Below are 15,436 nucleotides of genomic sequence, written 5' to 3'. Positions count from 1 at the left end.
ATGTGGAGCGGGCGGGTGCCGCTTGTTTCTTCTCCCCGGCGGGGAGAAGAAATATGCCGCGGTGCCGGGCGCCTTTCTGAAGGCTGGTTCCTCCAGTCAAACCCGAGAATCAAAAACGGCGCCAGAGGCGCCGCTTTTTTTTACCTGTCGCTCAATCGTCGCGCCCTGGAGGTCGGGCAGCGGGACGATCGTTTACGCCTTAGCGGAACGAACGGGCTGCTACGTTACGGATGTCGTAACGGGTCAGGCCGATGTCGCTCAGAGCCTGGTTGGAAAGGCTGCCAAGTTCGTTGATCGTGCGGCGGTAGGAGATCCAGTTCTTTGCGATGCGGATGGGGTTCATGGTCGTTTCCTCAATCTATCTCTGTTGATTTCGTCTGCCGGCTCAGCGTTTCTCTGTGCTCTCGGCTGTTGAGGTTTATATATAGACATTGAGCCATGTTGTGCAGTGCAGAATTTATGCTACTGCCATGCATTTGTGCACTATGTCGGCTAAATTTGCGGCTTTGAATATCATCTGAGCAAAATATGAGCGGAAATGCCTGTGTTTCAGGCGGTTTTGACGGGTTTGGCAGCCTTTGGCGGCGCAAAAGGGGCTTTGCCGCGTGAAAAGGCGCGTCGGGAGGGGCTCGGACGCTATCCGGGCGCTGCGCAAATGGTCGGCGATCGATGCATTTTTCATCTGCCGACCCTGCGGGCGGCTACGGCAGTGCCGCTTCGACCCGGAGAACCGCCCAAAACGAAAAAAGGCCGGAGGCGGGAGCCTCAGGCCTTTTTGAGTAGGTCGTCTCGCAGCCGCCGCAAGAAGCGGCGGGGCGTATAATCAGAAGCCGACGGCGGTCTTGGCGACGCGGCGGATGTCCTGACGGCCAATGCCGAGGTCGCTCAGTTCGCGGTCGGTCATGCGGCCGAGTTCGGTTACGGTCTGACGATACTTGCGCCAGTTGGTGAGCGAGCGTGCAATGTTCATTTTCATCTTCCTCTTCGTGCTGTTCAGTCTCTGCGGCCAGTCTTGGGAGGCTTTGGTCCGGGGCTGAACTCGATCTCTGTATGACCATGAATATAATCGGTTTAATCAAAACAAAAACAGACAAAGCAAGATGTCACCTATGCATGGATTGCAATGCAAGCCGGTAAAACAGGCCGATTGCGGCGATTCATGCATAATTTGTGACCAATTTGTGTGCTTTTGGTGGTCGCCTGGGGGTTCGGCAGTGCGAAGGCGTGAGGGATGACCGGATAAGGGGCGGGGCAGGGTGCGAAAGCCCCTCAATCGCTGGTCTGGAGCAGGGGGCCGGCAATCCGGTAACTGGGCTGCGGCGCGCGCTATATATAATGTCAATGTAGCCGCATAAATATTGCCTGTTTTCTCCGCCCGCCTGCATGCGATGTGCCGGGCGAGGTGGTGCGGGAAGGCGATGAGAGGCGGATGCGGTGCGGCTTGCCGTTTTCCGCGCCAAATCGCCTCTGTCCCGCTGTTGCGCCCTGTTCCCCGGCGCGGGTGGCGAATAAGCGGAGAGGGCGGCCGCCTCCTGCCACCGGCGCGGGGGATGAGAAAAGTCCGGAGGAAACGAAAGGCGGCGATAAGGCGTGCTTGACCCTTTCTGAACATTGTGACATACCGCCGCCCAACGTGCGGGTATGGCGGAATTGGTAGACGCATTGGTTTTAGGTACCAACGCTTCGGCGTGGGAGTTCGAGTCTCTCTACCCGCACCACAAGCAAGGCATGGCTGCGCCACGCTTGCGCCAGAGTGCATCTTTATAAGATGCGGGGAGCTTCGGGGTTCATTTCTCCCCTTTGGTCTTTTCTCCGGTGCAGGCTAAATGGTGTCCGGCAGGCGCTTGTGTAAAGAAATAAGGGAAGCCACGGCCGGGGAACGATGTTTCCGGCGCAGTGCTCGAAAGTAAACCAACGGCTGTCTGAGCACCGCCGCCATGATGTGAAGGTTAGGAAAATGCAGGTTATCGAAACGCTCGCTGAAGGGCTGAAGCGCGAACTCAAGGTCGTTATTCCGGCCGCCGACATGAAGGCCCGTCTGGACGAGCGCCTGGTTGACGCCAAGGACAAGGTTCGCATCAACGGTTTCCGTCCCGGCAAAGTGCCGATGGGCCACCTGAAGAAGATGTACGGCAAGTCCATCATGGCCGACCTCGTCAACGAGCTGGTTCGTGAAAAGCCGACCGAAATCCTCTCCAGCCGCGGTGAGAAGTCTGCGACGCAGCCGGCCATCTCCATGACCGAAGACGAGCAGGAAGCTGAAAAGATCCTGTCGGCCGAATCCGATTTCGAATTCACCGTTGCCTACGAAATCATTCCGGCCATCGAACTGAAGGCCAATGACGGCATCAAGGTTACCCGCGAAGTTGTTGAAGTCTCCGAAGACGAAATCAACGAGCAGATCCTCAAGATCGCTGAAAGCGCCCGCACCTACGAGACCAAGAAGGGCAAGGCCGCCGATGGCGACCGCGTCACCATGAACTATCTCGGCAAGGTTGACGGCGTTGCCTTCGACGGCGGCGCTGCCGAAGATGCCGAACTGGTTCTCGGTTCGGGCCGCTTCATCCCCGGCTTCGAAGACCAGCTGGTCGGCGTCAAGGCTGGCGATGAAAAGACCATCACCGTGACCTTCCCGGCCGATTACCCGGCTGCGAACCTCGCTGGCAAGGACGCCAACTTCGACATCACCGTCAAGGAAGTCGCTGCTGCCGCTGCTGTTGAAATCAACGACGAACTGGCCACCAAGCTCGGTCTCGAATCGGCTGAAAAACTGAAGGAAATCGTCAAGGGTCAGATCGAAAGCCAGTACGGCAACATCACCCGCCAGAAGGTCAAGCGTCAGATCCTCGACCAGCTGGACGAGATGTACAAGTTCGACACGCCGGCCGGTCTCGTCGACGCCGAGTTCGACAACATCTGGCGCCAGATCAACGCCGATCTCGCCCAGTCGGGCAAGACCTTCGCTGACGAAGACACGACCGAAGAGGAAGCCCGCGAAGAATATCGCAAGCTGGCTGAACGCCGCGTCCGTCTCGGCCTCGTTCTCTCCGAAATCGGCGAAAAGGCCGGCGTTGAAGTGACCGAAGAAGAAATGCAGCGCGCGCTGTTCCAGCAGCTGCAGCAGTTCCCGGGCCAGCAGAAGGAAATCCTCGATTTCTTCCGCAACACCCCCGGCGCTTCCGCTTCGCTGCGCGCTCCGATCTTCGAAGAAAAGGTCATCGACAAGCTGCTCTCCGAAATCTCGGTAACGGACAAGACCGTTTCCAAGGAAGAGCTTCTGGCTGACGACGGCGAAGAAGCAACGGAAACCAAGAAGAAGGCCCCAGCCAAGAAAAAGGCTGCCGCCAAGGCTGACGACGCCGCTGAAGGTGAAGAAGCCGCTCCGAAGAAGAAGGCTCCGGCCAAGAAGAAGGCCGCCGAAGGCGACGCTGAATAATCTTGCCTGGCGCAAGCTGATTGAATGGAAGGGCCGTGGCGAAAGCTGCGGCCTTTTTTGTGTTTTGGGGACGGGGAGGATGTCTGGTTTCGGCCCGATCTGGACATCGACGAGCAACTATGCGCACCGTAAATCATGGCCCTGACGCAAGACCTCGAGAAAATTCTGGAAACTGTCCTGCCAACCGATCCCAGCTTTCGGTGGATCGAACAGGCGACGATAGACAGCTGCATTTATGACACTCGACGATACGCTTTGGAGGGCTCTAAAGAGGCCTTTCTGTTTTCCGTGATGCGCCTGCTCGCACTTCCCGACAACGGACACACACGGCTGATCCCGAACGATTCCATCGCGGTGCTCCCGCTGAGGTTTGTGAGCGTCGGGACGGTGGTGCGATTAACTGACACGGCACTGGAAACAACTGCGCCAAGAGGAGAGCTGATAGCAGTCAACGGCACACCTTTGGGCCAAATTGAAGCCGCCGCAGAGAAATTTCTGGCGGGAACGCGCCAGAGGAAACGGGTCATCGGACCGATTCTTCTGGCATGGCCGTATGCATTGGCCCACCTCGGTTTTTCTTCAAAAGAGAATACGACTGAATATCGTGTGAAAGACGAGAATGGGCGGATAACCGATTTGAAAGTGGAGAACGGGCATACGGTTCCTGCATCGATGCTCTACCCGAGAAACGAGCATGGCAAGGCTGATCCGGCCTGGAAGCCCGAGAGATTTGTGGAGATTAAGGACTGGCAGGGGCTTGGGCTTTCAATATCATTGCCAAGTTTCTTCGATCCAGGCGAAACTGCGTTGCCGGAAGCCATCTCTGGTGCAGCGGAGCATGTAAGCACCTGCTCGAACAAAAAACTCTTGATTGACGTTCGCGGAAACACCGGTGGCGACTTCCTTCAAACGATGCCCTTGATCGACGCCATCTCTGAGAACGCTAGCAGGCAGGTTGCTGTGCTTATCGACAAATTCACGTTTTCCGCAGCGATAGTGTTTGTAGCCATCCTCAAACATCGTTTGGGACGTAGGCTCAAACTCATCGGGGAAGAAATGGGCGACGGGTTGAGGTTCTTTGCCGAGGGAGGGTTGCTCGATTTGCCGATCAGCGGAGCGGTCGTTCGATACGCATCGGCCTTTCACGACTGGGAGAACGGAACCAGCAACGAAACCACACCGGCTGAAATCGCGCAGCAAATGGTCCCGGCAGGAAAACTGAATTTGGATTGGGAATGGGCCGTAAGGTCTACTGCTGAGAATGCCCAAGGCGCGTTCTATCAACAAGTTCTAAAGAGTCTGAACGAGTAGACGAACGGTGGCTCTGCCCACACTGCTGACGGTCGACCCTCGGAAATGCTGCGCCAGTATGAAATGGCCGCCTTCGCTTTCGGCGCCGAGGCAATCAGGCGACGCACACTTCATCCGTCCGGTTCTGGCGCAAAGAGGCCATGAGGGGTAGCGCTCATTCCATCTTTGTCGCACCGCACATAATTTTGCTGCATGTGCGCTTGTTCATCTCCCGTTCATCTGGCACAATGGCTACCATGATTTCCCGGTTGCCTCGTGTGGCCGTTCAGGGGAATGCGGGCCAGCCTTATGGGGTGGCCGTCACGCCGACAATCTCGTTGGACTCGACTTTTACCGTGCTTTCCGGGTAGCGCCGGCACGCCCTTAAATGATTTGGGGACAAGATATGCCGTTCCGAACATCGATTTTCTTTTTTCACCTGTCGCTCGTTGCTGGCCTCTGCGGCGGAACGACGGTGCATGCCGATGAGGCCGGGTTGATCTGGAAGCCGGTGAAGAATTCCGACCGTTCCTATACGGCGCGCATCGGCGCGAAACTGCCGGTCGATACGCCCATTCGCGCGGGGCTGGAAATGGGCATGAATGCCTCGAAGACAGGGCAGGTGGTGGATACGCCGGTGCGCCTGTGGGGTAATGTCACGCTGCTGGCCGAACAGTTGCCCGGCGTTTCCCTGGCCCGTGATGTCGGCGTCATCTTCAACGCGCTGACGGGATCGAGCAGCGTTTCCGTGACCTCGCAGCAGAAGCGCATCGTCACGCCGGAGCTGGATATCGAGGCGAACCGCAATTTCACCGTGCGTTATGACGGCACGGCGCAGCAATGGAACGGGGTGGATGTGTCGCAGTCGCTGCGCCTTTCCCGCTCCGAGACCGGCACGGCCTTTGTGCTGACGGGGGCGAGCCGTAACAGTTTCAACGAGTTCAGCAGCGGCGTGGCGGTGGAGCAGAAACTGGGCGATCACCTGACTGTGCGGGGGACGCTCGATCAGGGCTATGCGGATCATTTCCGGCCGGGGGTGAGTGCGCGGTATAGTATTCGGTGGTGAGGGTATGCGTGACCTGTCGTCTAAGCAATGCGTACGATCGGCATTCTCGCTCGATACGCGGCGTCATCCTTGGGCTTGTCCCAAGGATCTAATCACGTCTCATAAATCGAGACGTTGCAGATGCTCGGAACAGGCCCGAGCATGACGGCAGGAGAAGTTTTCGAACATTGCAGATTATCTCCTTACCCGCGACAAAGCCTCAATCCTTCTTGATCTCACCCATGCGGTTCCACGCATCGAGCCCCGCAATCTTGTAGGCTTCGGCAAGGGTCGGATAGTTGAACGTATTCTCGACGAAATATTCCACAGTGCCTTTCAGGTTCAGCACCGCCTGGCCGATATGTACCAGTTCGGTCGCACCTTCGCCGACGATATGGACGCCAAGCAGGCGGCGGGTTTTGAGCGAGAAGATCATCTTCAAGAGGCCGCTGTCGAGACCCATGATGTGGCCGCGGGACGTCTCGCGGAAATGGGCGATGCCGCATTCATAGGGAATGCCGCGTTCGATGACTTCTTCTTCCGTCAGGCCGCAGGTGGAGATTTCCGGCACGGCATAGATGCCATAGGGGAAGAATTGCGGCGGTTCGCCTGCCGGTGCGCCGACGGCGTGGCGGGCGGCGATGCGGCCCTGTTCCATGGAGGTGGAGGCAAGGCTCGGGAAACCGATGATGTCGCCGGCGGCATAGATGTTCGGCACCGAGGTCTGGAAGGTTTCGGGATCGACCTTCAGGCGGCCACGGCTGTCGGCCTCCAGCCCGCAGGCCGAAAGATTGAGCGTATCGGTGGCGCCGACGCGGCCAGCGGCAAACAGCACCGTCTCGGCCTTCAGCACGCGGCCATTGCCGAGTGAGACGAGGCATTTGCCGCTTTCGTCGCGCTCCACCTTTTCCGCCTTCTGGCCGAAGATCAGCTTCATGTTGCGGTCGCGCAGCTGATAGGTGAAGTCCTCGACGATTTCCTTGTCGATGAATTCCAGCATGGTTTCGCGCGGCTCCACCACCGTCACCTGCGTATCGAGCGCGCTGAAAATGGTGGCATATTCGATGCCGATGACGCCGGCGCCGACCACGACCATGGAGCGCGGCAGTTCCTTGATCTCGAGAATCTCGTCCGAATCGAGCACCGCTTCGCCATCGAAGGGGATATGCGGCGGCCGGTAGGGGCGGGTGCCGATGGTCAGCAGGATGGAGGTGGCGGTAACGGTCATGATTTCACCATCGCTTTTCACCACCTTCATGGTGTTGGCGTCGATGAAGCTCGCCGTGCCGCGAATGTGCTGCACGCGGTTGCGGGCGAACTGGTGTTCCAGCACTTCCACTTCGTGATCCAGCGTGATGAGCAGGCGGCGGCGCAGGTCTTCCGCATCGATCTCCTGCTTGACGCGATAGGCGCGGCCGTAAAAACCGCGCTCGCGCCAGCCGGTGAGATTGAGCGCCGTCTCGCGCAGGGTTTTCGATGGAATGGTGCCGGTGTGCACGGAAACGCCGCCGACGCGGCTGCCCTTCTCGATGACCAGAACCCTCTTTTCGAGCTTGGCGGCCTGAATGGCGGCCCGTCTTCCCGCCGGACCGCTGCCGACAACAATCAGATCGAACTGGTGCATGAAAAACCCCGGAACAGAATGCATTGCGATGACCGGATGTCGCATCCGGTATGGCGTCGCCGCGAAATGGTCGTGATGCCATTTTGACGATGGGGAGTGATTCCCCTTCAGCCTTGCCCGCAAGAGTGCAATGCAACAAACGCCTGCGTCAATCTGTAGCGTAAGAATCTGACGGATTCGTAACTGGGGGTGAGGTTTCAGGAGGTTGTGCGATTCATGGAGGGCGGAGGTGCGTGGAGCTTACCCCCCTCTGCCCTGCCGGGCATCTCCCCCTCAAGGGGGAGATCGGCAGGAGGTGCTACCACTACTCCATTCGCAAATGTTGAGATGGGCGAGACCCAACCACGAGGCGATCTCCCCCCTTGAGGGGGAGATGCCCGGCAGGGCAGAGGGGGGGTAAGCCACACGCACCTCGGTCGACTTTTCCAAAAAAAACGCCCAAAAACCCAACAGCTTCATCCCGCCCGGCGTTGCCGGTCGGGGATACTCAGCGTCCGTCCGGCGATTGCCCGGCTGCGCTTCGGTTGAGGTTGGTGTGGGTCGGATGCGTTGCGCAGCCGGGTCTTTCGCCATGCCGTATTTCGCAAGCGGCGGTGCACCGCCTTTTGCGAAATGGTCCTTTCCACGAACGTTGCCAGCGTTCCACCACCAGGACCGTCCCTCGGTTTCCGCCACGTCTGGCGTCCACCCGGCGGGACTGCGTTCAATCTAACAGCGCGTCGCGGGGTGGGGAAAAGCGGGGATGAATTTTCCGGCGTCAGTCTTCCTTGCGGGTGACATGGCGGTGAAGGGCTGCAAGGTCCTGCCGGAGCGCGGCCAGTTCGGCCAGCACCTTCACATCGATCTTTTCATGCAGGGAAAGAACCTCAAGCTCGGCCTTCAGGTTCACCTCGTAGTCCTTGGCGGCCTCGAAACGGTCGCGCGCGGCCTGGCGGTTCTGCGACATCATGATGATCGGCGCCTGAATGGCCGCCAGCATGGAAAGCAGCAGGTTGAGGAAGATGAAGGGGTAGGGATCGAAGGCGCCGGTCGTCAGGATGATGGTGTTGATGATAGCCCAGAAGATCAGGAAAAAGCAGAAACCGAGGATGAAACCCCAGGAGCCGCCGACCCTGGCGATATTATCGGCCAACCTGTCGCCGAGACTGGCGCCAGCGGAAAATTCCGCATTGGTGTCGCTCGAAACCAGCTTCTTCTGGTGCGACAGTTCCAGAATGCGCCGCTCCACTTCGCCGATTTCGCGAGAGGAACGCTTGAAATGCGAAACGATATAGTCGGAGATATCTGACACGGTGTGTCTCCGGTTCTGATGGGGCGATGCGGATGTTATCTCGAGATAAACCCGCATGGCGGTGGAATTCAAACGATTTCCACCGCCATGCGGTTCAGGCGTCCCCGCCGAAAAACATCAGACCGATGGCGTGCCCTCGTGCAGCCAGTTGAAACCGGGGAAGAAGCGCTCGCGGCCATATTGCTGGCCGAACATCATGTCGAATTGCAGCAGGCGGTAATCGCGCACCACGTCGGGAACGGCATTGGGCGCGATCGACCAGTCGGGCAGGGCCTTGCCGTCGGTCGTCACCAGCATATGCCGGTCGATGACGGAAAAGGCCTGCTGCACTTCGCCCAGCGTGCCGGTGTAGAATGGATCGGAGAAGCCCGCCGTTTTCAGCACGTGAAAGGGCAAAAGCGCCGGGCTGATTGTGCCGATATTCTTGCGCACGCCCTTCTTTGAGGACCAGACGACGAGCGGCGTCTCGTGTTCCTTCTTCATCACCTCCAGCGGCGCGCGGCGGCTGGCCACCATGCCCGGCATGTAGCCGCTTTCCACGAAGGTCTGGCCGAGCGGCGGCAGATGGTCGCCGAAAAGGACGACGATGGTTTCACGGTCGCGCTTCTTCGCCCAGCGCATCAGTTTCAGCAGCGCTTCGTCAGCTTCCGCCACCCCTTGGGAATAGGTGGCCAGCGCCTGCGAGGCCGAGGCGGAAAGATCGCCTTCGATGCCGATGGTGTTTTCGGCGTAACGGGTCGCCTCGTAGGGACCGTGTCCCTGAAGGGTGACGGCGAAGAGGAAGAGCGGGTTCTGCGCCTTTTCGGCCGTCGCCATGATCTCGTCCATCAGCGCATCGTCGGAGGCGAAGTTGCCGCGTTTTTCCATGGCTGGCAGCGTCTCTTCGGAACGAAATTCCTCGAAGCCGAAATTCGCGTAGACCTGCTTGCGGTTCCAGAACCATTCCTGGAACGGGTGCATGGCGATGGCGGAATAACCTTCGCCACGGAAGAAGCTGGCGAGCGAGGGCACCGGGCGACGGATATATTGCTGATAGGGAATGCTGCCATAGGGCAGGAAGGCGTTGGAAAAGCCGGTCAGCGCCTCGAATTCCACATTCGCCGTCATGCCGCCGAATTCCGGGGAAAATACATTGCCGGATTGTTTGGCGCGGATCGTCGGCATGGGATCGGCGGAGAGCTTCACATTTTTCAGCCGCGTCGGATCCCACAGCGATTCGCTCATCAGCATGATGACATCGGGGTAATCGTCCTTGTTGGCGGCGAAGGCGGCGGGCTCGGAGGTCAGGTCGGCAATGGTGTTTTCGCCGTAACCCTGCGGCGCCGAGACATTGGCCATCGGAATATTGAAGGCGAAGGCCATCAGGAAGCCGTTATGGCGGTAATTTTCCTGCTGGTCCCACATCATGGGAATGATGTTGAGGCGATCGCGCACCCAGGAATAATGTGAATAGTCCATAAGCGAGGCAAGGCCGGCAAGAAGCGGCAGCGCCAGCGCGAGACCAGCGGCGCGTTCGCGCCAGCTCAAGCCCGGTGAATGGCGGCGCGCCAGCAGCCAGAGGCCCGTAAGTGCTGCAATCGTGGCGCAGATGCCGAGGGCGACGAGGGCTGCCGTCATCGGCTGGGCCTTCAGCATGGTCGGCAGAAGCTCGAGGATCTGCCGGCCGAACAGCAGGTCCGAAGGATAAAGCGGATCGGAAAGATAGGTCTGTTTCTGCGCCGAAATCAGCCCCGTCAGCGCGCAGAGCGGCGCAAGCGCGATCAGCGACAGGTAACGCCTGCCAAGAAGGGCATCCAGCGCCACGAGAAGGGCGAGCACGGCGGCAATGGTGGTCATGCCGGGGCGGGCGGAGGAGGTGAGGAAAGCGCCGACATCCGTGAGCGAGCCGCGGGCGATCCACTCCAGCGCCACGACCAGCACGACGGACGCGACCGTCAGATTGGCAAGCGGATAGGCGATGCCCGAAAGCTTGGAAAGGCTCCTTGTCCATGCAGGCGAAAAGACGAAACCAGCCTTTTCGGAAGCCGTTGTTTTTGGCGCCGAATCTCTCAAACCCATACTCCGGTATTGCAGGCGGCACGGCCGATCCGGGGGAGGTGAATCGGGTGTCGCAAAAGTGTCATGTAACTGTCACATAAGCGCGATGAACGCGACATGAACTTTGAAGAGTCTGGCCGGTGCGGCGATAACCTTAGCGTGAACGCGCGCCTGCCATGCGTAACGGGCGTCGCCATGCAATTGCCGCGTTGCGGAGCGGCCACGGGCGCGGTATTGAAAAGCTATGAGCGACAGACACGATATCCAGAACCATCTCCGGATTGCCGTCGGGCAGTTCAATCCCACCGTTGGCGACGTGGCGGGCAATCTCGCCAAGGCGCGCGAGGCAAGGGCCGATGCGGCGACGCAGGGCGCCGATCTTCTGCTTCTGACCGAGCTGTTCATATCCGGCTATCCGCCGGAAGATCTGGTGCTGAAGCCGGCTTTCCTGAAAGCATGCCTGAAGGCCGTGGAAGAGCTGGCGGCGGAAACTGCCGATGGCGGGCCGGGCATCGTCATCGGTTTTCCGCGGCAGGGTGAGACGGGCCGGCATAATTCTGTGGCGCTTCTGGATGGCGGCAAGATCATCGCGCTGCGCGACAAGATCGACCTGCCGAATTACGGCGAATTCGACGAGAAGCGTGTTTTCGCCGAGGGCTCAATTTCCGGTCCCTATAATTTCCGTGGGGTCAGGATCGGTATTCCGATCTGTGAGGAAATCTGGAACGATATGGGTGTCTGCGAGACGCTGGCCGAAAGCGGGGCGGAAATCCTGCTGGTGCCGAACGGTTCGCCCTATTATCGCGGCAAGCTGGATGTGCGCCATCAGGTGGCGCTGCGGCAGGTTATCGAAAGCGGCCTGCCGCTCGTTTTCGCCAACCAGCTGGGCGGGCAGGACGAGCTGGTGTTCGACGGCGCGAGCTTCGGCTTCAATGCCGATAAGACGCTTGCCTTCCAGATGAGCCAGTTCGAGGCAACACTTGCCGTCACCGACTGGAAACGCACGGCAGACGGCTGGCATTGCGACAGCGGACCTTTCTCGAAGATTCCCGAAGGCGAGGAGGCGGACTATCGCGCCTGCATGCTGGGCTTCCGCGATTACGTCAACAAGAACGGCTTCAAGAGCGTGGTTCTCGGCCTTTCCGGCGGTATCGATTCGGCCATCTGTGCCGCCCTTGCCGTCGACGCGCTGGGCGAGGAGCGGGTGCGCTGCATCATGCTGCCTTACCGTTATACCTCGGAAGAATCGCTGAAGGATGCGGCCGATTGCGCGAAAGCGCTGGGCTGCCGTTACGACATCGTGCCGATTTCAGAGCCGGTGGAGGGTTTCCTCTCGGCGCTTTCCGATCTCTTCGAGGGCACGGAAGAGGGCATTACCGAGGAAAACCTGCAGAGCCGCACGCGCGGCACCATCTTGATGGCCGTCTCGAACAAGTTTGGCTCGATGGTGGTGACGACGGGCAACAAGTCGGAAATGTCAGTGGGTTATGCCACGCTCTACGGCGATATGAATGGCGGTTTCAACCCCATCAAGGACCTCTACAAGATGCAGGTCTATGCCATTTCCAGCTGGCGCAACGCCCATGTGCCGCCGGGCGCGCTCGGCCCTTCCGGCGAGGTGATCCCGGCCAATATCATCTCCAAGGCGCCCTCGGCCGAATTGCGCCCCAACCAGACCGACCAGGATTCGCTGCCGCCCTATCCGGTGCTGGACGATATTCTGGAATGCCTCGTCGAGAAGGAAATGTCGGTTGAGGAAATTCTGGCTCGCGGCCATGATGTGGCGACGGTGCACCGGGTGGAGCATCTGCTTTATCTCGCCGAATACAAGCGCCGGCAATCGGCGCCGGGCGTGAAGATCACCAAGAAGAACTTTGGGCGTGACCGGCGTTATCCGATCACCAACCGGTTCCGGGATCGGTGATTGAAGGAAGACGCTGATAGCGGATGTTTTGCCCGGCGTTGCCGCTCGTTTCTTCTCCCCGCCGGGGAGAAGGTGGCCCGAAGGGTCGGATGAGCGACTGTCTTTGATGTCAAGCGTTTTGCCATGGTTTGTTGTCTCTGATGATGGCGTTAAGCATTGTCAGAAGCTTTCGCATGGTTGCGACGGTAGCGAGGATTTTCGGCTTTCCGGCTTCCACGAGACGATCGCGAAAGGCCTTGAGGACTGGATTGTACCGTGCGGCCACCAGCGCTGCCATGAACAACACCGCCCGGACCTTGCCCCTTCCGCCACCGATGAAGCTTTTGCCCTTCCATTTGCCCGATTGCCGGGTCCAGGGAGCAAGGCCCGCCAGCGAGGCGATTTGACGCCGGTCGAGACTGCCCAGTTCCGGCATTTCGGCAAGCAATGTGCGTGCCGTTGCAGGCCCCACACCAGGCACGGAGGTCAGCAGCGCCTCGCGCACACGCCACAGGGGGGATTTGCGGATGTGATCGTCCATTTCCGCATCGATGCTGTCCACCTCCCGGCGCAGGGCGGCAAGCAGGCGCTGAATGCTTTTGCGGGTCGATTTCTCCAGCGCCATGCGTAACCGGTTCTCTTCGGCCACAATCATCTGCACGATCTGCCGCCTGCGGTCGACAAGCGCCGACAAAAGCTGGGTTTGCTGATCACGCAAAGGCCGGATCTGTGGCTTGGTGGCAGACACGAAAGCGGCAATCACCGCCGCATCGACCGCGTCGGTCTTGGCCCGGCGACCGATGGCATTGGCATAGGCACGCACCTGCGCCGGATTGACCACAATCACCGAAAATCCGGCAGACGAAAGCCGTGCCACGGCCAGCGTCTCGAAGCCGCCTGTAGCTTCCAGTGCGACGATATCGGCATGCACCTCTTTGAGACGCTGTACCAGATCGTCGATCCCGGCATGGCTGTTCTCGACGACGAACGCCGTGCCCGATGCTGCGAACGCCACATCCAGACGGGCCTTCGAAACGTCAATACCAACGATAATATCCATCTTATCCCATCCTTGCCTAAGCGGGCTTCGCACACGCAAGCGGCCCCGGCGACTGTTCGGGTTCGATGAAAAAGCGGATGGAGACCCTGGCTCATCCACGGGATCAATGTCCCCAGGGGGGATCGGTCTTCCATCCGCCACCGCACAAGCGACAATAGCACAGTGCGATGAAGGCAAGTTACAAGGGGGCAACGCTGCCATAACTCACTGCCCTTGCCCCCTCATCCCGCTGCCGCGGACTTCTCCCCGGCGGGGAGAAGAAACAAGTGGCATGCGCTCGGTCCACAACAAGCCTTCGTGTTTAAGCAAGCGGCGCGGAGAAAACCCCGCGCCGTTCGCTCATCTCAAATAACCTGCCCCACATCGATGCGGTTGCCATCCGGGTCTTCAAACACAAAGGCGCGCAGGCCGTAATCCTTGTCCTGCAGGCCCTTGATGATGCGCAAGCCCTGACTCTTGCAGAGCGCATGCAGCGCATCCACATCGCTCACCATCATATGCGCCACGTTGAAGGGTGCTGCCTTGTGGCTGGGCTGCAATGTCAGATGCAGTTCGGCGTTGCCCTGTTTGAGGATCATGAAGCCGACGGGGGTGCCGTTTTCGAAGGTCTTTTCGAAGCCCAGCACGCCAACGTAAAAATCGTGGGCCTTTTCGATGTTTTTGACAGGAAGCATTGCGGCGATCCGGCCGAAGCGGATGCCGTGATCGGCGATGGTATTCATCGCGGAACCTCGGATCTGGGAGAAACGGCAAGGGTCACGGACGGTGCCGGAGCGCTGGCGTTTTTTCCGGTTTGAATTTGCAGGACGGTGCCTGCCGCCCTAGGATCATAATCGAGGCGATGGCGGATGCAAACGGAATGTCTGTATTGCCGGGTGCTTTGAGCGAGAACACGGACACGCCCGGGAGGCAGAATGCGCAGCTCCATCGAAATCTTCAACATCCGCACCCGGCAGATGCGGGTGGTGTGGCAGACGCCCGATCTCTTCGAAGCGCCGAACTGGTCGCCGGATGGAAAATATCTGCTGCTGAACAGCGAAGGGCTGCTTTACCGCCTGTCTCTTGCCGGTGATATCGCGCCGGAGACGGTCGATACCGGCTTTGCCACGCTCTGCAACAACGATCACGGTATTTCGCCGGATGGATCGCTTTACGCCATTTCCGACAAGGTGGAATTTGGCAAGAGCGCCATCTACCTCATGCCCTCGGTGGGCGGCGCGCCACGGCTGATGACGAAAAATCTTCCCTCTTACTGGCATGGCTGGTCGCCGGATGGGAAGGGCTTTGCCTATTGCGGCATTCGCGATCAGGTCTTCGATATCTATTCGATGGATATAACAAGCGGCGTCGAGACGCGGCTGACCCACGGCGAGGGCCGCAATGACGGGCCGGATTATTCGTCAGACGGTGAGTGGATCTATTTCAATTCCAGCCGCACCGGGCGAATGCAGATCTGGCGCGTGCGGGTGGATGGCTCCGCCGTCGAGCGCATCACCGACAGCCCTTATGGCGACTGGTTTCCGCACCCGTCTCCCAAGGGAGGCAAGGTGGTGTTCGTTTCCTATGACGGAGACGTTTTCGACCATCCGCGCGATCTTGATGTGCGGGTGCGGCTGATGGACATGGATGGCGGCAATGCCGAGACGCTGTTCGAACTTTTCGGCGGGCAGGGAACGATGAACTCGCCCAACTGGTCACCGGATGGGGATGAGTTCGCTTATGTGAGGTATTTCCCGGTGGAATGATGGGG

12 protein-coding genes and 1 tRNA gene are annotated in these 15,436 nt (G+C 59.3%); 6 read left to right on the top strand and 7 right to left on the bottom strand.

Annotated elements, in window-relative coordinates; translation table 11 throughout:
• Positions 1–199 precede the first annotated feature (199 nt).
• Both ACQZ5K_RS07700 and ACQZ5K_RS07695 read right to left on the bottom strand, forming a co-directional pair.
• Positions 200–343, bottom strand: a complete 144-nt coding sequence (locus ACQZ5K_RS07700) for a DUF1127 domain-containing protein (protein ID WP_003495735.1) — start codon at positions 341–343, stop codon at positions 200–202.
• Between the two features lie 480 nt (positions 344–823).
• Entirely contained in the window at positions 824–970 is a 147-nt protein-coding gene (locus ACQZ5K_RS07695) for a DUF1127 domain-containing protein (RefSeq protein ID WP_004433052.1), read from the bottom strand.
• A 665-nt stretch (positions 971–1,635) separates the two neighbouring features.
• On the opposite strand from ACQZ5K_RS07695, the gene ACQZ5K_RS07690 reads away from it, so the two are divergent.
• The 4 genes from ACQZ5K_RS07690 (at position 1,636) to ACQZ5K_RS07675 (ending at position 5,792) form a co-directional block, all read left to right on the top strand.
• Positions 1,636–1,718: transfer RNA gene (locus ACQZ5K_RS07690), tRNA-Leu, on the top strand.
• A 239-nt stretch (positions 1,719–1,957) separates the two neighbouring features.
• Positions 1,958–3,436, top strand: a complete 1,479-nt coding sequence (gene tig, locus ACQZ5K_RS07685) for a trigger factor (protein WP_448740048.1) — start codon at positions 1,958–1,960, stop codon at positions 3,434–3,436.
• 135 nt (positions 3,437–3,571) lie between these two features.
• Entirely contained in the window at positions 3,572–4,747 is a 1,176-nt protein-coding gene (locus ACQZ5K_RS07680) for a peptidase S41 (RefSeq protein WP_448740047.1), read from the top strand.
• A gap of 385 nt (positions 4,748–5,132) precedes the next feature.
• Positions 5,133–5,792, top strand: coding sequence for a hypothetical protein (locus ACQZ5K_RS07675; RefSeq protein ID WP_448740046.1), 660 nt, complete (start codon positions 5,133–5,135; stop codon positions 5,790–5,792).
• Between the two features lie 199 nt (positions 5,793–5,991).
• Here the strand turns inward: ACQZ5K_RS07675 and sthA are convergent, their stop codons facing one another.
• From sthA to ACQZ5K_RS07660, 3 genes are all read right to left on the bottom strand, one after another.
• Positions 5,992–7,395: a Si-specific NAD(P)(+) transhydrogenase gene (gene sthA, locus ACQZ5K_RS07670; protein WP_448740045.1), complete on the bottom strand. Its 1,404-nt coding sequence runs from the start codon at positions 7,393–7,395 to the stop codon at positions 5,992–5,994.
• A 757-nt stretch (positions 7,396–8,152) separates the two neighbouring features.
• Positions 8,153–8,686, bottom strand: a complete 534-nt coding sequence (locus ACQZ5K_RS07665) for a DUF1003 domain-containing protein (RefSeq protein ID WP_448740044.1) — start codon at positions 8,684–8,686, stop codon at positions 8,153–8,155.
• A 117-nt stretch (positions 8,687–8,803) separates the two neighbouring features.
• Complete coding sequence (locus tag ACQZ5K_RS07660) at positions 8,804–10,744, bottom strand: LTA synthase family protein (protein ID WP_448740043.1); 1,941 nt, start codon at positions 10,742–10,744, stop codon at positions 8,804–8,806.
• A 223-nt stretch (positions 10,745–10,967) separates the two neighbouring features.
• On the opposite strand from ACQZ5K_RS07660, the gene ACQZ5K_RS07655 reads away from it, so the two are divergent.
• Positions 10,968–12,647 (top strand): NAD+ synthase, encoded by a 1,680-nt coding sequence (locus ACQZ5K_RS07655; protein WP_004433039.1) that lies wholly within the window; start codon positions 10,968–10,970, stop codon positions 12,645–12,647.
• A 109-nt stretch (positions 12,648–12,756) separates the two neighbouring features.
• On the opposite strand, the gene ACQZ5K_RS07650 is transcribed toward ACQZ5K_RS07655, so the two are convergent.
• Together ACQZ5K_RS07650 and ACQZ5K_RS07645 are read right to left on the bottom strand one after the other, a co-directional pair.
• Positions 12,757–13,686, bottom strand: coding sequence for an IS110 family RNA-guided transposase (locus tag ACQZ5K_RS07650; RefSeq protein WP_448740042.1), 930 nt, complete (start codon positions 13,684–13,686; stop codon positions 12,757–12,759).
• Positions 13,687–14,030: 344 nt separating this feature from the next.
• Complete coding sequence (locus ACQZ5K_RS07645) at positions 14,031–14,408, bottom strand: glyoxalase superfamily protein (RefSeq protein ID WP_137453173.1); 378 nt, start codon at positions 14,406–14,408, stop codon at positions 14,031–14,033.
• Positions 14,409–14,600: 192 nt separating this feature from the next.
• On the opposite strand from ACQZ5K_RS07645, the gene ACQZ5K_RS07640 reads away from it, so the two are divergent.
• On the top strand, positions 14,601–15,431 hold the full coding sequence (locus ACQZ5K_RS07640; protein ID WP_448740041.1) for a TolB family protein: 831 nt from the start codon (positions 14,601–14,603) through the stop codon (positions 15,429–15,431).
• The last annotated feature ends 5 nt before the right edge of the window (positions 15,432–15,436 follow it).

The sequence above is a fragment of the Agrobacterium sp. 22-226-1 genome (genome assembly GCF_053522345.1).
This window is presented reverse-complemented; position numbering and strand designations above follow the sequence as displayed.